21 protein-coding genes are annotated in these 22,310 nt (G+C 65.8%); 9 read left to right on the plus strand and 12 right to left on the minus strand.

The annotated features are described in order from the left end of the window. Positions 1-11 precede the first annotated feature (11 nt). Entirely contained in the window at positions 12-431 is a 420-nt protein-coding gene (locus tag IB258_RS17155) for a universal stress protein (RefSeq protein WP_054455392.1), read from the plus strand. Positions 432-449: 18 nt separating this feature from the next. Here IB258_RS17155 and IB258_RS17160 read toward each other — a convergent pair whose 3' ends face one another. Then, on the minus strand, positions 450-1,505 hold the full coding sequence (locus IB258_RS17160; protein ID WP_192352940.1) for a DnaJ domain-containing protein: 1,056 nt from the start codon (positions 1,503-1,505) through the stop codon (positions 450-452). A gap of 159 nt (positions 1,506-1,664) precedes the next feature. Here IB258_RS17160 and IB258_RS17165 point away from each other — a divergent pair, with 159 nt between their 5' ends. Beyond that, positions 1,665-2,444: a fused MFS/spermidine synthase gene (locus tag IB258_RS17165; RefSeq protein WP_119449885.1), complete on the plus strand. Its 780-nt coding sequence runs from the start codon at positions 1,665-1,667 to the stop codon at positions 2,442-2,444. A gap of 20 nt (positions 2,445-2,464) precedes the next feature. Here IB258_RS17165 and IB258_RS17170 read toward each other — a convergent pair whose 3' ends face one another. Together IB258_RS17170 and dkgB are read right to left on the minus strand one after the other, a co-directional pair. Beyond that, positions 2,465-4,489: a hypothetical protein gene (locus tag IB258_RS17170; protein WP_192352941.1), complete on the minus strand. Its 2,025-nt coding sequence runs from the start codon at positions 4,487-4,489 to the stop codon at positions 2,465-2,467. A gap of 178 nt (positions 4,490-4,667) precedes the next feature. Next, positions 4,668-5,471: a 2,5-didehydrogluconate reductase DkgB gene (gene dkgB, locus IB258_RS17175; RefSeq protein WP_054455383.1), complete on the minus strand. Its 804-nt coding sequence runs from the start codon at positions 5,469-5,471 to the stop codon at positions 4,668-4,670. Positions 5,472-5,593: 122 nt separating this feature from the next. Here dkgB and IB258_RS17180 point away from each other — a divergent pair, with 122 nt between their 5' ends. Beyond that, positions 5,594-6,493 (plus strand): LysR substrate-binding domain-containing protein, encoded by a 900-nt coding sequence (locus IB258_RS17180; protein WP_125470605.1) that lies wholly within the window; start codon positions 5,594-5,596, stop codon positions 6,491-6,493. A gap of 19 nt (positions 6,494-6,512) precedes the next feature. Here IB258_RS17180 and IB258_RS17185 read toward each other — a convergent pair whose 3' ends face one another. The 3 genes from IB258_RS17185 to IB258_RS17195 all read right to left on the minus strand — a co-directional run bounded on the left by IB258_RS17185 (position 6,513) and on the right by IB258_RS17195 (position 9,160). Then, on the minus strand, positions 6,513-7,457 hold the full coding sequence (locus IB258_RS17185) for an ornithine cyclodeaminase family protein (RefSeq protein WP_054455379.1): 945 nt from the start codon (positions 7,455-7,457) through the stop codon (positions 6,513-6,515). A 90-nt stretch (positions 7,458-7,547) separates the two neighbouring features. Next, on the minus strand, positions 7,548-8,480 hold the full coding sequence (locus IB258_RS17190) for an N-carbamoyl-D-amino-acid hydrolase (protein ID WP_181953340.1): 933 nt from the start codon (positions 8,478-8,480) through the stop codon (positions 7,548-7,550). Positions 8,481-8,734: 254 nt separating this feature from the next. Next, positions 8,735-9,160, minus strand: coding sequence for an Lrp/AsnC family transcriptional regulator (locus IB258_RS17195; RefSeq protein ID WP_119449891.1), 426 nt, complete (start codon positions 9,158-9,160; stop codon positions 8,735-8,737). A 124-nt stretch (positions 9,161-9,284) separates the two neighbouring features. Here IB258_RS17195 and IB258_RS17200 point away from each other — a divergent pair, with 124 nt between their 5' ends. Beyond that, positions 9,285-10,325: an ornithine cyclodeaminase gene (locus tag IB258_RS17200; protein WP_125470603.1), complete on the plus strand. Its 1,041-nt coding sequence runs from the start codon at positions 9,285-9,287 to the stop codon at positions 10,323-10,325. 106 nt (positions 10,326-10,431) lie between these two features. Here the strand turns inward: IB258_RS17200 and IB258_RS17205 are convergent, their stop codons facing one another. The 3 genes from IB258_RS17205 to panB form a co-directional block, all read right to left on the minus strand. After that, positions 10,432-10,644 carry a DUF1059 domain-containing protein gene (locus tag IB258_RS17205; RefSeq protein ID WP_054455373.1) on the minus strand — a complete coding sequence of 71 codons (213 nt, stop codon included), beginning with the start codon at positions 10,642-10,644 and terminating at the stop codon, positions 10,432-10,434. A gap of 195 nt (positions 10,645-10,839) precedes the next feature. Further along, positions 10,840-11,949 (minus strand): YcjF family protein, encoded by a 1,110-nt coding sequence (locus IB258_RS17210; RefSeq protein ID WP_119449893.1) that lies wholly within the window; start codon positions 11,947-11,949, stop codon positions 10,840-10,842. 56 nt (positions 11,950-12,005) lie between these two features. Then, positions 12,006-12,851, minus strand: coding sequence for a 3-methyl-2-oxobutanoate hydroxymethyltransferase (gene panB, locus IB258_RS17215; protein WP_125470602.1), 846 nt, complete (start codon positions 12,849-12,851; stop codon positions 12,006-12,008). A gap of 321 nt (positions 12,852-13,172) precedes the next feature. Between panB and IB258_RS17220 the strand changes: the two genes are divergently transcribed. Next, positions 13,173-14,165: a hypothetical protein gene (locus IB258_RS17220; protein ID WP_054455366.1), complete on the plus strand. Its 993-nt coding sequence runs from the start codon at positions 13,173-13,175 to the stop codon at positions 14,163-14,165. Further along, on the plus strand, positions 14,162-15,286 hold the full coding sequence (locus tag IB258_RS17225; RefSeq protein WP_054455364.1) for a glycosyltransferase family 4 protein: 1,125 nt from the start codon (positions 14,162-14,164) through the stop codon (positions 15,284-15,286). The genes IB258_RS17220 and IB258_RS17225 overlap by 4 nt, the downstream gene beginning before the upstream one ends. Positions 15,287-15,308: 22 nt before the next feature. Here the strand turns inward: IB258_RS17225 and IB258_RS17230 are convergent, their stop codons facing one another. The 3 genes from IB258_RS17230 to IB258_RS17240 all read right to left on the minus strand — a co-directional run bounded on the left by IB258_RS17230 (position 15,309) and on the right by IB258_RS17240 (position 18,827). Then, a complete protein-coding gene (locus IB258_RS17230) occupies positions 15,309-17,228 on the minus strand; it encodes a bifunctional UDP-sugar hydrolase/5'-nucleotidase (protein WP_175212817.1) in 1,920 nt (639 codons plus the stop codon). Positions 17,229-17,397: 169 nt separating this feature from the next. Beyond that, on the minus strand, positions 17,398-18,507 hold the full coding sequence (locus tag IB258_RS17235; protein ID WP_054455360.1) for an S-(hydroxymethyl)glutathione dehydrogenase/class III alcohol dehydrogenase: 1,110 nt from the start codon (positions 18,505-18,507) through the stop codon (positions 17,398-17,400). A 29-nt stretch (positions 18,508-18,536) separates the two neighbouring features. Then, positions 18,537-18,827: a metal-sensing transcriptional repressor gene (locus IB258_RS17240; protein ID WP_054455908.1), complete on the minus strand. Its 291-nt coding sequence runs from the start codon at positions 18,825-18,827 to the stop codon at positions 18,537-18,539. A 209-nt stretch (positions 18,828-19,036) separates the two neighbouring features. Between IB258_RS17240 and hutC the strand changes: the two genes are divergently transcribed. The 3 genes from hutC to hutU all read left to right on the plus strand — a co-directional run bounded on the left by hutC (position 19,037) and on the right by hutU (position 22,256). Then, entirely contained in the window at positions 19,037-19,780 is a 744-nt protein-coding gene (hutC, locus tag IB258_RS17245) for a histidine utilization repressor (protein WP_192352942.1), read from the plus strand. Then, positions 19,777-20,379, plus strand: coding sequence for a HutD family protein (locus tag IB258_RS17250; RefSeq protein WP_119449897.1), 603 nt, complete (start codon positions 19,777-19,779; stop codon positions 20,377-20,379). The genes hutC and IB258_RS17250 overlap by 4 nt, the downstream gene beginning before the upstream one ends. Positions 20,380-20,576: 197 nt before the next feature. Then, a complete protein-coding gene (hutU, locus tag IB258_RS17255) occupies positions 20,577-22,256 on the plus strand; it encodes a urocanate hydratase (protein WP_175162015.1) in 1,680 nt (559 codons plus the stop codon). Positions 22,257-22,310 lie beyond the last annotated feature (54 nt).

Here is a 22,310-nt window from a genome sequence, read left to right on the forward strand (position 1 = left end):
GGAGATCTGTCATGAACACGATCATTCTTGCCACCGATGGGTCCAGCCACAGCGATGCCGCGGCGCGCTATCTGGTTGACGGCCCTTTGCTGAACCGGGATTTCACGGTGCATGTACTGCATTGCGAGCCCGACGTGACGGGCGACGTCAAAGCCTTCATCGGCCAGGCCGACATCGACGCCTGGCACCACGAAGAGAGCGACAAGGCAATGAAGTCCGTGGTCGAGATCCTGCGCGCGGGCCAGGTCGGCTTCGAGTGCCACGAGCTTACGGGCCACACGCCGGACAAGATCGTGGCGCATGCGGTCAAGGTGGGGGCCACGGCCATCGTGATGGGGTCGCACCATCGGGCGCCGTTCCTGGACGCATTGTTGGGGTCGGTGTGTTCGCGGGTCATTGCCCACGCGCCTTGTCCGGTGCTGCTGATCTGAACGTCCGCGGCTGATGCGCTAGCAGGTGAGCTTGAGCTGATAGCTGCCATCGGCGTCGCGGGCCAGGCGAACCCGGTCGAAGCGATAGTTGCGCCCCTTGAACGCATAGGTTGCGTCGGTCTCGTCGTCGTCGCGGCCTTGCCAGACTATTTTCCGATCCAGCGATTCGGCGTAGTAGTAGAAGATGGCGTTGGTGGATTCGATCAATCCCAGGTCGCCGCGCAGGCCGGTGGAACTGTTGGCTTCCACGTTCCACCAGCCTTCGGTGCGCCATTCGCCTCCGTCGGGCAGATAGTGCACCGCGAATCTCAAGTCCCGGCCGCAGGCGTTCTCGATCTGGAGGGACGCAGGCTTGGCCGGTGCAGGCTTCTTGCTGTCCGGCTTGGCGGCCTGGAGCTGGTCTTGCCGTTCATTCCAGCCCATGCCGTAATAGGCAAGCAGGCCGCCGATTGCCAATACGGCCGAGACGCCGATGACCACCTGCCGTACGGTCTTTTGCCGCATGTGTTCCGTGTACCGTTGCTCCAGAATCCGGGTCTCGTGCTGTTGCAGCAGTTGATCGCGGTGTTTTTTCCTGGCCGAGGTCGTCACCGCGGATGCCCCGGCCAGCAGCAGCAGCAGGGTGAGGTAGCGGTATTTCATCAGCAGGCTGGCCAGCGATGGAACGAGGTTGGCGGCCAGGCCCAACGCCATGGCGCAGCCGATGAAGGCCAGCGGCCATATCCAGAAATTGCGTCCCTTGGCGATTTCGGTGGCGTAATAGTCGCGCAGCGTATCGGTGGATCCGGAATCCGGCGGCGCTTTCCCGTTCGTCCCGCCACCGTTGCCGCCGGGCGCGCCGGCGGCGCGTTGCTCGGCGATCCACGCGTCATGCTCTTGGCGGCGTTTCGGATCGGAAAGCACCGCGTAGGCCTCGTTCAGGCGCGCCATGACGCGCTTGGCTTCCTCGGGACTGTCAGGATTCTTGTCCGGATGCCATTTCTGCGAGAGATAGCGGTATGCGCCGCGGATGACTTCATCGCTGGCATTTTCCGAAACTTGGAGCGTGTCGTAATGGGTATGTATGCCAGCCATTGCCATGGGTCCGCGTTCCGAAGCCGGGCGCTCAGCTTCCTGCACGGCGAGCTTACGCTGCAATCATGGACGTCGGTATCAGCCAAAGAGACTACATCGCTGGGTGGGTGCGCGGCGCAGTGGTATCTTTTCCCATTTTCCTGCACGCCACTCCGTTTCATGCCCGACGACGCCCAAACCTCCTCAGATTTCCCGCCTGCAGAGCCGCAAGCGGCCGCTCCCCGGCCCTTTATCCAGAACTCGGGCACCCGCCGCACCCTGCATTTCACGCAGCAGGAAATCCAGAGCAGCATGTCCACCCTCAACCCCGATGCGCTCGAACTGGAGTACACGCGGATGATGATGGGCTTCGTGCTTTTCAATCCGGCTCCCGCCCGCATCCTGATGGTGGGGCTGGGCGGCGGCTCGCTGCCCAAGTTCTGCCATCGCTATCTGGCGGACAGCGCTATCGACGTGGTGGAAATCGATCCGGCAGTCATTGCCCTGCGCGAAGCCTTCATGGTGCCGCGCGACGACGACCGCTTCCGCGTGCTGCAGGCCGACGCGGCCGACCATATGCGCGGCCTGTCGGACCATGCCGACGTGATCCTGCTGGACGGGTTCGGCATCGGCGGGATTCCGGGCCCGCTGTGCTCGGCGGAGTTCTACGCCGATTGTTTCCGCGCTTTGCGCGAGGACGGCATCCTGGTGATCAATTTCCACGTCAATCACCCGGACCATCATGACTACATGGACCGGGTGCGGGCCTCGTTCGGTTCGTCCATGTTCGAGGTGGTGGATGACGACATGACCAACAGCATCGTGTTCGCCTGCAAGGGCGACCTGTTGGACGATCCCGCCGCGGCCGAGCTCAGACGGCCATCGTCCATGTCCAAGGATGCGTGGCGCCAGCTGATGCCGACGATGAAGGTCATAGGTGCGACGCTGGAGTTGAGATAGCGACCGGTTGGTCCCTGCCCTCAACGCTTGATGAACGCAATGATCTGCTGCTGAGTGCCCTTGTCATTGTCAAAGCCCCCGTGCGTGCTGGCCGCCACGGGCGGATTGGCCGAGCCGGGCGCGGGGCTGCCCGCGGGTGATATATGCACGGCGTCGCAAGGAATGCCGGCATTGCGGAAATAGCGCTCCATGCCCAGCAGCGGCGTGGTGGTGCCGCCTTCGAAGGATTCGCTCACCAGATAGAGCAGCGAACGGCGGTACGGGCCGCAGGTGGGATCGTCTTCCTCGGCACGGTCGGAAAGATGGAACTGCTGATAGCGCTTTACCCGCGTCTTCAGGTGCGGCACGACCAGTTTCTGGAAGGTGTCCAGCGTGACTGCCGGGGCCATCAGGTTGAGCGACTCCAGTTTGCCGCCGTCCGCCGTCAAGCGGTGCACGAAGTGGCTGGCGACGATGGCGCCGGCCGAATGGCCGACGATGTGCAGGCGCACACGGCCCTCGCTGACATGCGATTTGAAGTGCTTGTACAGCATGATCATCGCGGCTTCTTCCTGCGTCATGCCCTTGGGCGCCGGTTCGCTCATGGCCTGGGCATTCTGCTTCATCTCGCCCCAGATCACGGTGCCAGGCCTGGCCAGCCAGCGTTCCAGGCGCTGGTTCCACCAGCGCTCCAGCCGCTCGCCCAGGCCGCCTGTGGTGCGCGGCACGCTGTGGGCGGCGTCCTGGATGATGTTCTTCACGGTGGTGATGAAGTCCGTTTCCCACATCAGGAAGACTGGAAAAATCTGCTTCTCGTAAAGCAGCGGTATCCATTCGGCGGCGGCTTCCGCCGCATCTTCTTCACCCACCAGGCCGCCATGCGCATAGACGCAGACGTCCATGGGCCTGTCCTTCAAGCCCCACTTCTCGCGCGCGGCGTTCATATGGACGTCGACAATGGCGCGCAGATCGTCGGGTGTGGTGCGGAACGTGCCGCTGTTGCTGAGCTTGCCGTTGTTGCCCACGTTGACGATGAAGGGCGAGATCTCGCGGTTGCGCAACACGGTTCCCGCCGCCAGCGTGACCCTCTTGCCGTCGGTGCGCAGCGTGATGCTGTTCGATATCTTGGTGTGCTCGTGCGTGACCACGCCCAGTTGCACCACCCAGCAATCCATGGCGTTGCGCATCCAGTCGTCGTAGGTCAGCACCGCCATGCCATGGGTTCCCCATTCCTCGCCCCAGGAGTTCTGGATCAGGAAGCCGTCCTGGGTATAGCCAACAATGACGAAGGCATGGCCGTCGGTGGCGGCGTCCTGCTTGTCGGGCGGGATGATCCAGAACGGCTGGGCTCCCGGCGTGGACGGCGCCTTCTGCGGGGTGACGCCATGGCCATCGTCCCAGCCGGCGTGGCAGCCCGCGCTGGCGTACAGGATGCCGACCTCGTTGAGCGCCGCGTGCATTTCGACGATGTTGCGGGTGTCAATGCGGTAGTAGGCGCCCAGCGGGCGCTTGACGGCGTCCAGCCACCAGTCGTCGGCGGTCTCGTTGGCCGCCGCTGGCATGGCCAGGGCCGGAAACAATTCCTGGGAACACGCGCCGTGCTTGAACCAGCCCTTGAGTGCGCCGCGCAGGCTCGATCCCGTATCGTCGACCGAACCCGGGAACTCGTCATAGCGCCTGGCCATGGAGTACAGCATGAATGGCGAAATGGCCGGGCGCGGTTCGCGCTCCGACTTGCGCAGCAGGTATTCGACCACGGTGGACAAGGCGAAGCCGGTGCAGGCCGAGGTGTCTTCCTGGTGCTTCACCGTCAACCCCATTGCGGGAATCATCTCGGTCTTGGGCGTGACCGAGATGTTGGGGCGGAACGGCAGGTCGCGGACGTCGAAGGCGTCGGGCTTGGCGGTGCGGCGAAACGGCAGCGCTGGCGGCGGCTTGCGGCTTTTGCGCTTCGCTGCGGGCCGGGGCGTCTTGGCCGCCGCCGTGCTGACTGTGGCGGCCTGCCTTTTTTTGTCCGCCGTCTTGCGTGCCGGGGCGGCGCGCCCCGCTTGCTTCTTTGCAGCCATGGCATACTCCAGTGGAGACAGGCTTTCAGCGCGAGGGCGGCGTTTTGAGGCAAGACGACATGACGACAGTGAAGATTGCGCCCGTAGGTGCGATATATAGGCGCGCCTAAGCCGATTCGCTAGTATCTGAAAGTATTAGTCCCTGGATTTGCAATGGTGCATTTGCACTAGTTGCGGCTTAATCCCACTGCGCCGCCAGGCCCTCGGGACTGACTTCGCGCCCATTGCGCTCCAGCGCCGCGATCTGCGCCATGTCCTCGTCCGTCAGCCGCAGGTCCTGGGCGAGCAGGTTGCTGGCCAGGTTCTCGCGCTTGGTCGACGAAGGAATGACGGCATAGCCCAGTTGCAGCGCCCAGGCCAGCGCGACCTGCGCGGTCGTCGCGTCGTGGCGCTGGGCGATCTGGCCGATGACCGGATCCTTCAGCACCTTGCCATAGGCCAGCGTCATGTACGACGTGACCGGGATACCTTGTTCCTGCAGGAAGGCGGCGAGCTTGCGGTTTTGCAGGTAGGGGCTGAGTTCGATCTGGTTGGTGGCAATCTGCTCGCGGCCCACGGCGGCGATGGCGGCGCGGGTTTCGGCGATGGGGAAGTTGGAGATGCCGATCTGGCGGGTCAGCCCTTGCGTCTTGGCCTCGGCCAGCGCGCTCATGAATTCCTCGATGGACACGCCGTTGCCAGGCGCGGGCCAATGGATCAGGGTCAGGTCCGCGTAGTCGCTGCGCAGCTTGGCCAGGCTGTCCTTCAGGCTGGGGATGAGCTTGTCGCGGGCGTAGTTGGGCACCCAGATCTTGGTCGTGACGAATAGTGCCTCGCGCGGCACGCCGGATTCGGCGATGGCCTGGCCGACCTCGGCTTCGTTTTCGTAGATTTGCGCGGTGTCGATGGCGCGGTAGCCGAGATCCAGCGCGTTGCGCACGGAATCGATGACGGCTTGACCTTGCAAGCGGAAGGTGCCGACGCCGAAGGCGGGAATGTTCATGGGTAACTCCTGATGGGTTCGCGGATCCGGGCGCAGATACCCGGGAATGCCTGCAGTGTGCCCGTCGGATACTTGCGGAAAAAGTCCGGTATGCACGAAAGACTTTTGATATAAATGCAAGAATGAAGACGACCCTCGATGAAATGCAGGTCTTTATCGCCATCGTGGACAGCGGCTCCATCACCGCTGCCGCAGACGTGCTGGGACAGACCGTTTCCGCCGCCAGCCGGACCATGAGCCGGCTGGAAGAGAAGTTGCAGACCACGCTGATGCGCCGGACCACGCGGCGGCTGGAATTGACCGAGGAAGGCCGCGCCTATCTGGAGCAGGCGCGCAAGATCGTGGCCGCGGTGGAAGAAAGCGAGGAACTGATGAGCCTGCGCCGCAACCAGCCGGCCGGGCGCTTGCGGGTGGACGCAGCCTCGCCTTTCATGCTGCATGTGATCGCGCCGCTGGTTCCGGGCTATCGCAAGCGCTATCCGCAGGTGGAGTTGGAACTGAACAGCAACGAAGGCAACATCGACCTGCTGGAGCGCCGCACCGACCTGGCCATCCGCATCGGACGCCTGAAGGATTCATCGCTGCATGCGGTGCCGCTGGGCCACAGCCGCGTGCGCGTGCTGGCCAGTCCCGGTTATCTGGACGCGCATGGCACGCCGCGGCGCGTGGCCGATCTGGCTGCGCACATTTTGCTGGGCTTCAGCCAGCTGGAAGCGCTGAACGAATGGCCTCTGCTGGAGGCCGACGGCCAGGCCCTGCACATCAAGCCGCACGTGCGCGCGTTCAGCGGCGAAACCCTGCGGCAACTGGCCTTGAACGACGGCGGCGTCGTCTGCCTGTCGGATTTCATGACGCGCGGAGACCGCGCCAGCGGCGCCTTGCAGCAGCTGCTGGTGAAGCAGACGCAGGACGTGCGCCAGCCGATCAACGCGGTGTACTACCGCAACACCGCGATCTCTTCGCGCATCAAATCCTTCATCGACTACATGGTCCAGGCGCTGGGCCCGCGCGGCTTCGAATAGGGGCGCGGACGCTGCGCGTTCAGGCGCGTTCGCCGCTGACCGATTCGTACACCAGTGTCGCCAGCGTCAGGTCTTCCAGCGCGCTGCCCACGGCCTTGAACACGGTGATTTCCTGGTCGTCGCGGCGGCCTGGCAGCTCACCGGCAGCCAGTTGGTGCAGGTCGCCGCGGATGTCCTCGCGCTTGAGCGCGCCGGCCTCGAAGGCGGCCAGCAGGTCGCCGGACTTGGTGGGCGCTTCGCCGGTGTCCACGTAGACCGAGGTGCCGTCGAAGCAGGCCGCGTCCGTCTCGCGCATTTCGGGCTTGAAGCTGCCGATCAGGTCCAGGTGCACGCCGGGACGCAGCCAGGCGCCGTGGATCAGCGGTACGGTGGACAGCGTGGCGCAGCTGATGATGTCGGCCTGGCGTGCGGCGCTTTCCAGGTCGGAGGCGGCCGCGGCATCGAAGCCCTGCGCGCGCAGCTCGCCCGCCAGCTTCTCGGCGCCGGCCGCACGCACGTTCCACACCAACACGCGCTGGATCGGGCGCACGGTGCGCATGGCCTGCGCCACCAGGCCGGCGATGCGGCCGGAGCCCACGATGAGCAACGTGCTGGCGTCGGCGCGCGCCAGGTAATCCGCGCCCAACGCGGCCGCGCCCGCCGTGCGGTACACGGTGACGATGTCGCCGTCGACCTGGGCTATTGGCACGCCGGTGGTGGCGCTGTACAGGTTGTAGGTGGCGTGCAGGCCGGGCAGGCCCTGGTGGGTGTTCTCGGGGAAGATGTTGATGATCTTCACGCCGAAATAGCCGCGGTCGCTCCAGGCGGGCATGATCAGCGAAGTGCCGTGCGCATTGCCCGACTGGATGGCGTGGACATGCCGCGGCGGCACGGTGGCGCTGCCGCGGAAGGCCTCCCGCAAGGCGGGAATGACGGCGTCGAAGGACAGGGCGTTGCGGGTTTGTTCGGTGTCGATGAAGCGCATGGTTGTTGCCTGCTGCGGGTCGGTCTGTGGGCCAGCAGGCAGTCTAGCAGCGCGGAGGGCGCCCGCCCGCGCCGCGGGCAGGCGTCACCTTCAGTCGATGGCCGCCGTGGGCAGCGGATCGCCCGCGCCGGTGCGCTCGACGATCAGCTTGTAATGCTGCGGATTGCGGTGCTTGGCGAAGTTAAACACATGGTCGCGGAAGGCCTGGCCCATGGCCAGGTCGATGCGGGCGGTGATCACCTCGTCTTCTTCGCCGCTGGAACGCGCCACGATCTCGCCGGAAGGCGCAACGATCATGGAGCTGCCTATCATGTGGTGGCCGTCTTCATGGCCGCATTTGGCGGCCGCGCCGACCCACACCGCGTTCTGGTAGGCGCTGGCCTGCAGCACGATCTCATGCGTGGTGGTGCGCAGGTGCGCGGGCTCGTTCCAGTGGATGTTGAGGGACGGCGTGTTGTAGCCCAGCACGATCAGCTCGGCGCTTTGCAGCGACATGACGCGATAAGTCTCGGGCCAGCGGCGGTCGTTGCACAGGCACATGCCGATCTTCACGTCGCTGGTTTCCCAGACGCCGAAGCCCAGGTCGCCGACTTCGAAGAATTTCTTCTCCAGGTGCTGGAACGGCGCGCCGATCTTGTGGTCGGAGTGGCCCGGCAGGTGGATCTTGCGGTACTTGCCGATGATTCTGGCGCTGCGGTCCACCAGGATGGCGGTGTTGAACTGGCGGCCTTCGGGCGTCAGTTCGGCGTAGCCCAGGTAGAAGCCTATGCCCAGCTCGCGCGCGGTGTCGAACAGCGGCTGCACGTCGGCGTTGGGCATGCTTTTTTCAAAGTAGCGCTCGACGGCCTCGGCGTCTTCCATCCAGTAGCGCGGAAAGAACGTGGTCAGCGCCAGCTCGGGAAAAACGACAAACTCCGCGCGGCGGGCGGCGGCCTCGCGCATCATTTCGACCAGGCGGCGGACCACGGCCGCGCGGGAATCGGCAAGGTTCACAGCGCCCATCTGGGCGACCGCCAGGCCCATCTTGCGGGCGGGGTATGCATTACTCACGATGTGGATCTCCAGGCTGAAGGCGCAAGCATGCATGCACGGGCGGAAATCCGGAACCGCTGTGGCGACTGGCGGCGAGCCAGGGAAATTGCGCGGGGCGCTACGCTAAGACGATGATCTGGCGGGGAATTCGGTCGGGCGGACACAAGCCGCCGCGACCTTATGCATAACGCGGCGTCATGGGGCCCATGCAAAGTTTTATATCGGGTTTCCCCGTATGCCGGCGCTCAAAGCGCCTTGAAGGTCTTGAGGTGGATGCTGGTTTCGGTGGCGGCGATGCCCTTGAGCGTGCGCAGGCGGTCCAGCACTTCGGACAGCTGGTCGATGGTGGGCACGCGCAGCTCGGCCAGCAGATCCCAGCGGCCGTTGGTGTCGTGCAGGCCCGCCACGGCGGGTTCGCCCATCAGCAGACTCACGATCTTGCGGGTTTCGTGGCCTTCGACGGCAATGCTCATCCAGGCGACGATATCTTCGGTTTCCACCTCTGGCCGCAGGCGCACGGTGTAGCCGCGGATGATGCCGCGCTCTTCCAGTTTGCGGATGCGGTTGTCGATGGTGCCGCGCGAGACGTCCAGCTTCTTCGCGAGCGTGGCGACCGACATGCGGGCATCGGCGCGCAGCAGGCCGAGCAGGTTCTGATCTAGCGTGTCCATTGTGAAAAGTGCTAATTATTGCTGTCAGAGTGGCAGAATCTTAGCGTTTTGTGTTGATTGTTGTCACTATTAATTGGTTTGCCCATCCCCCAGAATTTCTGTTCCATAACTCGGGGAGAACAAATTGACGACGCTGCTTTCAACTTCCGACGTGGCCAAAATCGTGGCCCTGCAAGGCCCGCAACAGGTCTTTTCCGGTCTGCTGGACTATCTGCTGTCGGACTTTCTTCGATGGCAGGAATTCGACAAGAGCGCGCGGGTGGCCAGCCATTCGGCAACCGGCGTGATCGAACTGATGCCCACCGCCGACAGCGAGTACTACACCTTCAAATACGTGAACGGCCACCCGGGCAATCCGCAGGCCGGCCTGTCCACCGTGATGGCATTCGGCGCGCTGGCGCAGGTCAGCACGGGCGAGCCGCTGCTGATCAGCGAGCTGACCTTGACCACCGCGCTGCGCACGGCCGTGACCTCCGCCTTGGCGGCGCGCGCGCTGGCGCGGCCGGACTCGCGCAGGATGGCGCTGATCGGCAACGGCGCGCAGAGCGAGTTCCAGGCATTGGCCTTTCACTACATCCTCGGCGTCGACACGCTGCACGTCTATGACGTGGACGCAGGCGCCACACGCAAGCTTGAAAGCAATCTGGCTTCAGTGCCCGGCTTGCGCGTGGTGCGCTTCGATAGTGCGGCAGAGGCGGTCAAGGGCACGGACATCGTCACCACGGTGACAGCGGACAAGGCCTACGCCACCATCCTGACCGCGGACATGGTCGAGCCTGGCATGCACATCAACGCTGTCGGCGGCGACTGCCCGGGCAAGACGGAACTGCATGCGGACGTGCTGCGCGCGGGCCCGGTGTTCGTGGAATACGAGCCGCAGACACGCATCGAGGGCGACCTGCAGCAGATGCCTGCCGACTTCGCGGTGACGGAATTGTGGCGGGTGCTGACGGGCCAGTCCGCCGGACGCAAGAACGCAGCCGACGTGACCATCTTCGATTCGGTGGGCTTTGCACTGGAAGACTTCTCGGCCTTGCGCTGGCTGCGCGACGCCGCCGTGCGCCATGGCGTGGGCGCCCGCATCGAGGTTGCGCCGCAACTGCCCGATCCGAAGAATCTGTTCGAAGCGGTGCGGGCCGCTCAACCTGTTGCGGCCCGGGCCTGATGCCGGCGCGCGCGGAGCCGTCCGCGCAAACCGGGACGCTTCCGTGACGCTTTGATGGGCGCAAGCGCCGGCGTGGCGAACCACGCCGGCGCCAATGGCGGCCGCCTCATGTGCGGCTGGGTATTTCAACTGGCGGCGTGCCGTCGTGGAACAGCGACTTCAGCTGCGTACGCAACTCGGGGGTGTCGGCATGCTTGTGCACCGTGGTTGCATGCTGCACGGCGGCTTCCAGCAATTCGCCTTCGGAATCCGCCGCCAGCGCCACCGTGCAGTTCATTGCGCTGGGGTATTCGCGGCAATCGATGTATTTGCGAGTCATGAACGTCTCCCTGCGCGCAGGCTGCCTGGGCCTGCGCAAGAGCATCCGGCGCGCGGCGCGGGACGTCCGGGCCGCTGGCGCGTCGCAGCGGCGGGGGCGGTCAGAAAAGTATAGATCCGACGCCGCAGTCGCGGCGCAATTCGGCAGATGCCACCGGGCGCTAGTGCTTGGATACGAGTGCGGCCGCAGCGGGCTTCAGAAGCTGACGCGCTGCTTCAAGGCCTGGGCGATCATCGCGATGTCGATATCCTTGCCCGGATGCTTCAGGCAGAAGTCGTACAGCACGGCCACGTAGGCATTACCCAGCAGCTTGGTGATGGCGCCGGCGGTGGTGGCGGCAATGGTGCCGCCCACTGCGCTGCCCGCGCCGGGGATGAATTTCAGCAGCCCGGAGACCACCGAGCGCCCGATCAGGGTGGCCGCGGACGCGCCCAGCGTGGAGGTGACCAGCGTGGTGATGGCGGCGGTATTCAGTTCCATGCCGAAAGTGATGCCGATCTTGGCGATCATGCCGACCTGGATGGGCACCAGCGCAACGGCGTCCGAGAACGGGATGGGCGCGGCGGCGGCCGACGCGGCCAGCCCCGCGGCCACGTTGACCTCTATCTCAGCCCGCTTTTTTTTTACTTCCAGGGCCTTCTTGTTGCGGGTGGACAGCGCGTTGGCATAGGCCCGCTGCTGCGCCTCGGGGATGTGCAGGGCGGTGGCCTCGATCAGGTTGTCCAGGCCCATGGGCGGCAGTTCCGCGTCCAGCTCCTCGATCCATTCCGGTAGCGCGCGCACCGCCACCACCTGCTTGGCGCGCGGCAGCAGCTTGCGCGCTTCGTCGACGAAGGGGCTGTTCTTGCGCGCCTTGGTCAGCACCGCCACGACGGGGATGCCGGCATCGGACAGCATGTTGCACAGTTCGATTTCCGCGTCTTCGACGCGGTGGCTGCTGTCCTGGATGCAGAGCCAGGCCACGTGCAGGTGCCGGTCCTGGTCGTCGGCGGCGGAGCGTTCCTGGATCAGGTCCGCCAGCTGCTGGCGCGAGCGCTCGTAGTCGCCGACCTCCAGGCCGCGCGTGTCGATGATGGTGAGCGGATGGCCGGCCCGGGTGAATTCCTGGGTCGACTGGGTGACGGGCTTGCCTGCGCCGGTCTTGGCCAGGTCGCCGCGGAATACGGCATTGATCAGCGTGCTCTTGCCCACGCCGGTCTTGCCCGCGACCAGGATGTTCACGCGCCCGGCGCCGCGCGTGGCGGTGCTGATGGCGTCCGCGATGGCGTCCTGCAATTGGGGCGTGTCCATGCGGGGCGTGCTCATGAGGTGTGTGCGTAGAAAGGCATGGGGAAGATTCTAGCGAGAAACGCGCGCAGCCATCAGGCGCCGCCCGCCACGCCGTAGAGATGGGCCGATTCGGGGAAGGTCCGCGCGCGGACTTCGGTGGCATAGGTCTGCGCCGCCTGCTGAATGCGGCCGGCCAGGTCGTCGTAGCGCTTCACGAAGCGCGCGGTGCGCTCGAACATGCCCAGCATGTCGTCCACCACCAGCACCTGGCCGTCGCAGCGCGCGGATGCGCCTATGCCGATGGTCGGGCAGGCGACGGCCTCGGTGATCGACGCCGCCAGCGGCTCGACCACGCCTTCGATCACCAGCGAGAAGGCGCCGGCGTCCGCGACGGCGGCGGCGTCGGCGGCGATGCGGGCGTATTCGGCTTCGCCGCGGCCGCGCGCGCCGTAGCCGCCCAGGATATTCACGGCTTGCGGCGTCAGGCCGACATGGCCCATGACCGGGATGCCGCGCGCGGACAGATAGGCGACGGTCGGCGCCATGCTCTGGCCGCCTTCGAGCTTGACCGCGCCCGCGCCGGTTTCCTTCATGATGCGCGCGGCGGAGCGGAAGGCCTGCTCGGGGCTTTCCTCATAACTGCCGAAAGGCATGTCGACGACGATCAGCGCCCGGCGCGAGCCGCGCACCACGGCGGCGCCGTGCGCAATCATCATGTCCAGCGTGACGGGCACGGTGGAAGGCAGTCCGTAGATCGTCTGGGCCAGGCTGTCGCCCACCAGCAGGGCGTCGCAATGCGGGTCCAGCAGTTCGGCCATGCGCGCCGTGTAGGCCGTCAGCATCACCAGCGGCTCCTGGCGCTTGCGCGCGCGGAACGCGGGCACGCTCAGGCGGGGTGCGTGGGCGGCAGCCGTGTTCAGGGTGGCGGTCGTAGACATCGAAATTCTTCCTATCCAGGGTTGATTGCTTGAATCGGGACATTGCGATACCCGCATCGTAGCGGAAGGCCGCAGGCGCGGCCCCGCAGCTAGCGCATGGCTGTGCCCAGCAGGCTAATCTTTGCGGCAAAACGTAATCGAAAGTTTTGGGGCGCCGCGATGCCGTGCTCTGTGGAAAGCGTCGGCAACAAATTTAGGGACGTTTTGGAGTTTCCATAAAAGCGTTACATCTTCAAGGGTTCACTCGCTTTTTCGACAGGTCCGCCTGCGTAGAATTCGCCGCTTACAAGGTTATTTCGCGGCTTCCGCGCAACATTGCTCATGCCTAGTCCCGGGCTCATTCCACGTTTGCTGTGTTCGCGTCCGCTGACCAAGGGCCTGCGTTACTTCTATCGCCACACCCGGCCCGCCGCATACCGGCACAACGAAACCTTGTGGCCCTTTGTGACGGTTCAGCGCGGTGGGCAGGAGCGGCTGACAGGATGTGAACTGCGCGGCGTGCAAGGCCCTGCCACCACCCCGCTGGATCAACTGCCGCGCGACATCGCAGCCGACGCCCATCTGATATTGAGCGGCCCTTCGGTGGCTCAGATCGACTACGCGCGTTGCCGGCTGGATGTGACGATGGGCGTCAACGGCTCGATCGCGCTGCGGCGTCAGCACCCTACCCTGCGCTTTGACTACTACGCCATGCTCGATGCCGGTTTCGTCAACCGCAGGCGCGATCTGGTGGCGCAAGTGCTGGCGCAGGATCTGATGTTGTTCGTCACGCCCGAGGTCTACCGTTGGATAGGCTTCCTGTTCGACCGCAAGGACGTGCGCTGCCGCATCGCGCTGTTCGAAGAAGTGCACCAGCGCGCGCTGCAGCCGCGCGCGCGCCCCGAGCAGCTGGAAGCGCGCTTGGCCGACGACCCCGGACTGGTGCTGTTCGACGCGCGCAACCCGGTGCATGCGCACGGCTTCAGCCTGGACCCGCCGCGCGGCCTGTTCGGCGGCGGCACCGTGGCCTATACGGGCTTGCAGCTGCTGGCGTGGTTGGGCGCGAAAACCATATACCTGCACGGCCTGGACCTGACGGCTGCGGCGGGACCCCGATTCTATGAAAGCGCGGCAACGCAGCTGTCCACCGCGCTGGACCGGCAATTCTCCGGACACATCGAACCCGCCTTCCGGCAAGCCAGCCGGCTGCTCGGCGAACGCGGCATCAAGGTCTACAACCTGTCGCCCGCCAGCCGGCTGGGGGATGACGTGTTCGAGAAGCGCGACTGGAGCTGCCTGCTGCCCGAGCAGCCGTTTTCGAGTATGACCCCATGAAGATTCTGTACACCAATTTCCACCAAGGCGATGGCGGCGGCCACACCACCTACGTGATGTCGCTGGCGCGCATCCTGTGCGAGAAGTCGCAGGTGACCGTGGCCGCGCCCGCCAGCAGCCGCCTGCTGGCCGAGGCCGCGGCCCTGCCCGGCGTTCGCACGCTGGCCCTGGAATTCAAGGGCCGTCCGCTGCAGCAGCTGCGCGCGCTGCGCCGTCTGCGCGCCCTGCTGCGCGACGAACAGTTCGACGTGGTCCACGTCAACGGCTCGGCCGACCACCGCCTGTGCATGCTGGCGACCGTGGGCATGGGGGCGCGGCGTCCCTTCATGGTCTATACGCAGCACACCGACCGCAGCGCCAACAGCCTGGGTGCGCGGGTGCGCGCCAAATGGGGCACCAACCGCGTCATCTGCGTGTGCACTCATACGTTTCGCCGCATGAAGCAGTCGGTCTTCCGCAACGAGGACCTGCGGGTGGTGCACAACGGGGTGGATACGGAAAAGTGCAGTCCGGCCTCGCGCCGGGAGGCGGCGCAGGCGCGCGGCAGCCTGTTGCCCGACGGCATGCAGGGTCGGCTGGTCATCGGCAGCAATGCCGGCACCGCGGTCTACAAGAACTGGCTGGACATGGTGACCGCCGTGTCCATGCTGCCCGACAACAAGCGGCGGCAGGTGGTGGTGCTGATTGCGGGCAAGCTGCCCGATGCGGAGCAGATGCGCCGCGTGGCCGAACTGGGCATGTCGGAGCAGGTGGTGTTTACGGGCTTGATGGAGGACGTCAGCCCCTTCCTGTCGGCGCTGGACGTGGGCTTTGTGCTGTCGTCCAAGCTGGAGACGATTTCCTTTGCCTGCCGCGAGATGATGGCCGCAGGCAAGCCCGTGATCGTCAGCGCCGTGGGCGGGCTGCCCGAGAACGTCACCGATGGCCGCGATGGCTGGGTGGTGCCGCCGGCCTCGGTGGACAGCATCGTCGAAGCGCTGTCGAAGATCCTGGAAAACCGCGAGGTCCTGGGCGTGATGGGCGCCGAGGCCCGCAGCACCGCGCTGCGGGAGTTCTCGTTGACGACGTTCGTCGGCAATACCGAGCGCGTCTACCGCGAAAGCCGGGCGCAGCCGGCCTGATGGCCGCGCCCGGCGCCTGCCGCTACTCGCTGTACGTCTTGGTGCTGTACAGGCTCACGGGCAGCAGATTCAGCACCGGCAGGCCGCTGACCGGGTCCTTGGCCTGCTTGTCGATGTAGGCCTGCAGCACGTCGGCATCCAGCACGCCGATGTCCTGCCGGCGCGAGGCCGGCACGTTGGCCAGGGTCTTGTAGCCGTCGCCGCCGGTGGCGTTGAAGCTCAGCACGAACAGCTTGTAGCTGCGGCCCGCGTCCAGCGGCAGCCAGTTGCCGCTGGCCTGATCCCGGACTTCGATGTTGGACACGCGGCTGCCCTGGGCCTGGGCCGCGTTCACGTCCCAGCGCAGGCCGCCGGCATAAGGATAGGGGCCGGTGGAGCCGCCCGCGCCGTAGACTGCCTGCATGCCGTCTTCCAGCATGCTCTTGACCTCGGCGCCGGTCACATCCAGGCGCCAGAGCATATTGCCGAAAGGCACCACTTCGATCACGTTGGCCGCCGTTACGTTGCCCAGTAGCGGCACGCGCACGCCGCCGCCGCTTTGCAGCGAGATGTCGGCGCCGCCATAACTGGCGTTGGCCACGTCCAGGTAGGCTTGGGCCACCAGCTGCTGGATGTCGCCGCCGCGCAGGCTGACGCTGCCCAGCGTGTTGCAGGCGGCGCTGGAGCGGCTGTAGTCGCGCGAACCGGGGCCGCCCGGCACGCGCCGCGAGCATAGTTCCTGCGGCACCGAAGCGACGAGGCTGCGGCTGAACTGGTCGACCTTGGCCTTGAACGGCTGCAGCACGCCCGCGGCCTGCGCGTCCGGCGTCTGCATGCGCAGGAAGCCACTGGCCTGGATGTCGGTCTGGATCGCCGCCTCGTCGGCTGCCGAGGGTGCGGCGCCGGCGACCTTCAGCGGACCGTCCATCAGCACATGCGGCGTGCCGGCGCAGGCGGTGACGTCGCCGTTGGCGTCGAAGCTCACCTTCAGCTCGCCGACCACCTGCGAGTATTCCCACGCTTGCACCAGGCAGACGCGCTTGCCGTCCTTGTCCTGGAGCACCGTGGGATAGGCGCCCGCGGGCGAGCCCACGCCATAGTCCGCCATGGAAGCGGGACCCAGCAACGTGTGCGAGTCGCCGCCCACCACCACGTCCACGCCGCTCAGCTGCGCGATCACCTGCTTGTCATAGCTGTAGCCGATGTGGCTCATCACCACGATCTTATTGACGCCCTGCGCGCGCAGCGCGTCGATCTGCTGCTGCGCGGCGATGGTCTCGTCCGAGAACACGGTGCCGGCGTCCGGGCTGGAGGACTGCTGGGTCTTGGCGGCGATGGTCAGGCCCACCAGGCCGATATCCTGGCCGTCGCGCTTGAGGACCACGGCGGGCTTGACCATGCCGGGGGCGCGCGAGGGATTCAGCGCCGAGCCGGCGGCGAACGTGACGTTGGCGCTCAGCACGGGCGTCTGGCAGGCGCCCGCGTGCAGCAGTTCGATGAAGCGCTTCAGGCCGCTGTCGCCCTTGTCGAACTCATGGTTGCCCAGGGTCATGGCGTCGAAGCAGACGGTGTTCATCATGGCCGCGTCGGCCTCGCCCGGTTCGCCCGCGCGGTTGAAGTACAGCGTGCCGGTGGTGGCGTCGCCCGCGTGCAGCTTGAGCACGTTGGCGGATTGCGCAGCCAGCGCGTTGATCGCGCCCGTCACTCGCGGAAAGCCGCCCGTATCGGCGTTCACGGCGACGCGCGCGCCGGCAGCGTTCTTGAGCTTGAGGTCCTTCTTCTTGCTATCCAGGTTGGAGTGATGATCGTTGATGTGCAGGATCGTCAGTTCCATCGGCCGGCCGGGAGCCGGCTGCTCGGGTTGTTCGACGGGCTTGTCGTCATCGTCATCGCCGCCGCAGCCGGCCAGCAGCGCCAGTGCGCTCAGCATGGCCGCGCCTGCGTTCCTCTTCCACGTGTTCATTCGCGTGTACCCCTCTGTCATCGGAGGGCGAATGGTCGCGGGTCAAGATGACGCCGAAATGAATGACAGTGCTGTCATGTTGCGCGACGACATGTCGCAAGCCTGTCATGCAAAAGCAACGGGCCCGGCGCATGTCGCGCCGGGCCCGTCGTTGCCGCAAGACGCGGGTTTAGTAGTGGATCACCGTGCGGATCGACTTGCCTTCATGCATCAGGTCGAAGGCTTCGTTGATGCGTTCCAGCGGCAGCGTGTGGGTCACGAACGGGTCCAGGTCGATCTTGCCGCTCATGGCGTCTTCCACCATGCCCGGCAGCTGTGTGCGGCCCTTGACGCCGCCGAAGGCCGAACCGCGCCAGACGCGGCCCGTGACCAGCTGGAACGGGCGCGTGCTGATTTCCTGGCCGGCGCCAGCCACGCCGATGATGATGCTCTCGCCCCAGCCCTTGTGGCAGCATTCCAGCGCGGCGCGCATGACGTGAACGTTGCCGATGCACTCGAACGAGAAGTCCACGCCGCCGTCGGTCATTTCGACGATCACGTCCTGGATAGGCTTGTCGTGGTCCTTGGGGTTGACGCAGTCGGTGGCGCCCATGGCGCTGGCCAGCACGAACTTGTTGGGGTTGGTGTCCACGGCGATGATGCGGCCGGCCTTGGCCTGCACCGCGCCCTGGATCACGGCCAGGCCGATGCCGCCCAGGCCGAACACGGCGACGGTGTCGCCTTCCTTGACCTTGGCGGTGTTGTGCACGGCGCCCAGGCCGGTGGTGACGCCGCAACCCAGCAGGCAGACCTTTTCATGCGGAGCGGCAGGATTGATCTTGGCCAGCGAGATCTCGTTGACCACGGTGTATTCGCTGAAGGTCGAGCAGCCCATGTAGTGGTAGAGCGGCTTGCCTTCATAGCTGAAGCGCGAGGTGCCGTCGGGCATGACGCCCTTGCCCTGCGTGGCGCGCACTTTCTGGCACAGGTTGGTCTTGCCGGACAGGCAGAACTTGCATTCGCGGCATTCGGCCGTGTAGAGCGGGATGACGTGGTCGCCGGGCTTCAGCGAAGTCACGCCTTCGCCGACTTCGACCACCACGCCCGCGCCTTCGTGGCCCAGCACGGCGGGGAACAGGCCTTCCGGATCGTCGCCGCTGAGGGTGAAGGCGTCGGTGTGGCAGACGCCGGTGTGGGTGATCTTCACCAGCACTTCGCCGTGCTGCGGCGGGGCGACGTCGATTTCAACGATTTCCAGCGGCTTGCCGGGTCCGAATGCGACTGCTGCGCGTGATTTCATAGTTAGGGCTCCACGTATGTCAGATGGCGTTATTTCAGATAGGAACGGACCAGGCGCATCAAGAGATCGATCTCGGCTTCGGGTTCGATCGTGGCGTCCTGGCGGCCGCCCTGGGCGGTTTGGAGGAAGGTTTCGCGCAGATGGCTTTCCAGCACCTCGGCCATCAGGCCGGTGGCGGCGCCGCGCAAGGCGGCCAGCTGCTGCAGCAGCGCGCCGCATTCCGTGCCTTCGTTCACGGCCCGCTCCAGCGCCAGCGCCTGGCCCTGGATGCGGCGCAAGCGGGTGACGACGCGTTTTTTCTCTTCCGGGGAGTGCGGCACGGCAGGCTCCGATGAATACAGGGGGGGAGTATAGAAAATCTGGCTGCCCACGTCCACTACGGTACTCCCGCGCCGGGGACCATGCCTAGGCGCGGCGCGGGCGACAAGCCGGGGCCGCGCGGGGTCTGCGGATCCGCGAGCCGTCTGTACCTGTCTATACTAGGCGCTGACCGCCATCAGTCGCCTGGCGCCGCATTACAGGATCTCCCATGGCTTCCAATCCCCCCAAATTGCCCGTCCAGGCCAATGCGCCGCCTGCGCCACTCTATGCGCAGGTCAAGCAAATGATCGCGCAGCAGATCCGCAGCGGCGCTTGGCCGGAACACTACCGAGTGCCGTCGGAAAGCGAACTGGTCGATGAGCTCGGGTTCAGCCGCATGACCATCAATCGCGCCTTGCGCGAGTTGACGGCCGAGGGACTGCTGGTGCGCATGCAGGGCGTGGGCACCTTCGTGGCCCAGCCCAAGGCGCGCTCGGCGCTGTTCGCCGTCAATAACATCGCCGACGAGATCGCGGCGCGCAATCATCGCCACCACAGCCGCGTGGTGCGTCTGGCCGAAGAGCCTGCAGGCGCCGAACAGGCGCTGGCGCTGGATATCCGCGCCGGGCAGCCGGTGTACCACTCGATCATCGTGCACTACGAAGACGACCTGCCGATCCAGCTGGAGGACCGCTACGTCAATGTGGGCCTGGCGCCGGACTACCTGAAGCAGGACTTCACGCATAGCACGCCGTACGAATACCTGACGCGCGTCGCGCCGCTGAGCGAAGGCGAGCACGTGGTCGAGGCCATCCTCGCCAAGCCGCGCGAATGCCAGCTGTTGCAGATCGAGCGCGACGAGCCCTGTCTGTTGATCAGCCGCCGCACCTGGTCGGGCGATCGCGCCGTCACCCTGGCCCGTTTGATTCACCCTGGTTCCCGGCACCGCCTGGAAGGCAAGTTCACCTCATGAAGCAACCCGAAGTCCATCTGTATCGCGCCGCCGACTATCCGCGCATGCCCTGGCGCAACGGCGGCGGCACCACGCAGGAAGTCGTCTGCAATCCCGGCGGCAGCGCGGCCGGGTTCGACTGGCGCCTGTCCATCGCCGATGTGGCACAGGACGGCGGCTTTTCCGCGTTCACGGGCTATCAGCGCATCATCACGGTACTGGAGGGCTCGGGCATCCAGCTGACGGTGGACGGCAGCCTGCAGACGCCGCTCACGCCGCGCCAAGCCTATGCCTTCGCAGGCGAGGCCCAAGTGCAGTGCCGTCTGCTGGATGGGCCGATACGCGACTTCAACCTGATCTACGCGCCGGCGCGCTGGCATGCCCGGCTGCAGTGGGTGGCGGGCGCGGGGCCATGGACATTCCACAGCGCCGCGCGCGATGTGCTGGTGCTGACGGCGGGCGGCGCGCTTACGGTGCGCATCGACGGCAAGCCGCAAGTGCTGCCGTCGCGTTACGACTGCCTGCATGCCGAGTCCATGGACTGCCTGGCCGAGTACCGGCTGGAGGCCGAAGCGCCGCTGGACGCCTGCGTGATCGAACTGTTGCCGCGTAGCGTCTGATTGCGCGGCCGCCTGGAGCGGCCGTATTCCGTTGTTGCCGATGAAAGCCGGGGTGCTGTCGCCTCGGCTTTTTTATTCGGGTAATCCCTGAGAAAAATCGACTCATATTGACTTGTATATACAAGCATAGGCATCCTATGATCCAGACAAGCGCAGCGCCACGCAGGCGCGCAACCGAACCGATCAAGGAGAGCCTCTTGGACAACTCGAACCGATACCGCGACGTGGTCATCCGCGCACCGCGCGGCAACCAACTGAACGCCAAGAGCTGGCTGACCGAAGCCCCCTTGCGCATGCTGATGAACAACCTGGACCCCGACGTGGCCGAGAACCCCAAGGAACTGGTGGTTTACGGCGGCATCGGCCGCGCCGCCCGGGACTGGGATTGCTATGACAAGATCGTCGAATCGCTCAAGAACCTGAACGAAGACGAAACCCTGCTGGTGCAATCCGGCAAGCCGGTAGGCGTTTTCAAGACCCATGCCAACGCGCCGCGCGTGCTGATCGCCAACTCCAACCTGGTGCCGCACTGGGCCACCTGGGAACACTTCAACGAACTGGATGCCAAGGGCCTGGCCATGTACGGCCAGATGACGGCGGGCAGCTGGATCTACATCGGCAGCCAGGGCATCGTGCAGGGTACGTACGAGACCTTCGTCGAGGCGGGCCGCCAGCACTATGGCGGCAACCTCAAAGGGCGCTGGGTGCTGACCGCCGGCCTGGGCGGCATGGGCGGCGCGCAACCGCTGGCGGCCACGCTGGCTGGCGCCTGCTCGCTGAACATCGAATGCCAGCAGACCAGCATCGATTTCCGCCTGCGCACCCGCTATGTGGACGAACAGGCGCGCGACCTGGACGACGCGTTGGCGCGCATCGCCAAGTACACGCAGGAAGGCCGCGCCGTTTCCATCGCCCTGTGCGGCAACGCCGCCGAGATCCTGCCGGAACTGGTGCGCCGCGGCGTGCGCCCGGACATGGTGACGGACCAGACCAGCGCGCACGATCCGCTGAACGGCTATCTGCCGGCCGGCTGGACCTGGCAGGACTATCGCGCGCGCGCCAAGCGCGAACCGGCCGCGGTCATCAAGGCCGCCAAGCAGTCCATGGCGGTGCATGTGCAGGCCATGCTGGCCTTCCAGCGCCAGGGCGTTCCGACCTTCGATTATGGCAACAACATCCGCCAGATGGCCAAGGAAGAAGGCGTGGCGGACGCGTTTGATTTTCCGGGTTTCGTGCCCGCCTACATCCGGCCATTGTTCTGCCGCGGCGTGGGCCCGTTCCGCTGGGCCGCGCTGTCGGGCGATCCGCAAGACATCTACAAGACCGACGCCAAGGTCAAGGAACTGATCCCGGACGACGCACACCTGCACCGCTGGCTGGACATGGCGCGCGAACGCATCAGCTTCCAGGGCCTGCCGGCGCGCATCTGCTGGGTGGGCCTGGGCCAGCGCGCCAAGCTGGGCCTGGCGTTCAATGAAATGGTCCGCACGGGCGAGCTGTCGGCGCCCATCGTCATCGGCCGCGACCATCTGGATTCCGGCTCTGTCGCCAGCCCCAACCGTGAAACGGAATCGATGCGCGACGGTTCGGATGCGGTATCCGACTGGCCGCTGCTGAACGCACTGCTGAACACGGCCAGCGGCGCGACCTGGGTGTCGCTGCACCATGGCGGCGGCGTGGGCATGGGCTTTTCGCAGCATGCCGGCATGGTCATCGTCTGCGACGGCACGGACGAGGCGGCCGAGCGCATCGCCCGCGTGCTGACCAACGATCCGGGCACGGGCGTCATGCGGCATGCCGACGCGGGCTACGCAGCCGCCATTGAATGCGCGCAGGAGCAGGGCCTGAATCTGCCCATGCTTGCGGGTAAGCGCTGATACCGCGCCGCCCATACCTGCGGGCCGCGACCGCGCCCGTCCATACGCCATGAC

The sequence above is a fragment of the Achromobacter sp. ACM02 genome, assembly GCF_014851605.1.
GTDB classification, from domain to species: domain Bacteria; phylum Pseudomonadota; class Gammaproteobacteria; order Burkholderiales; family Burkholderiaceae_B; genus Achromobacter; species Achromobacter aegrifaciens.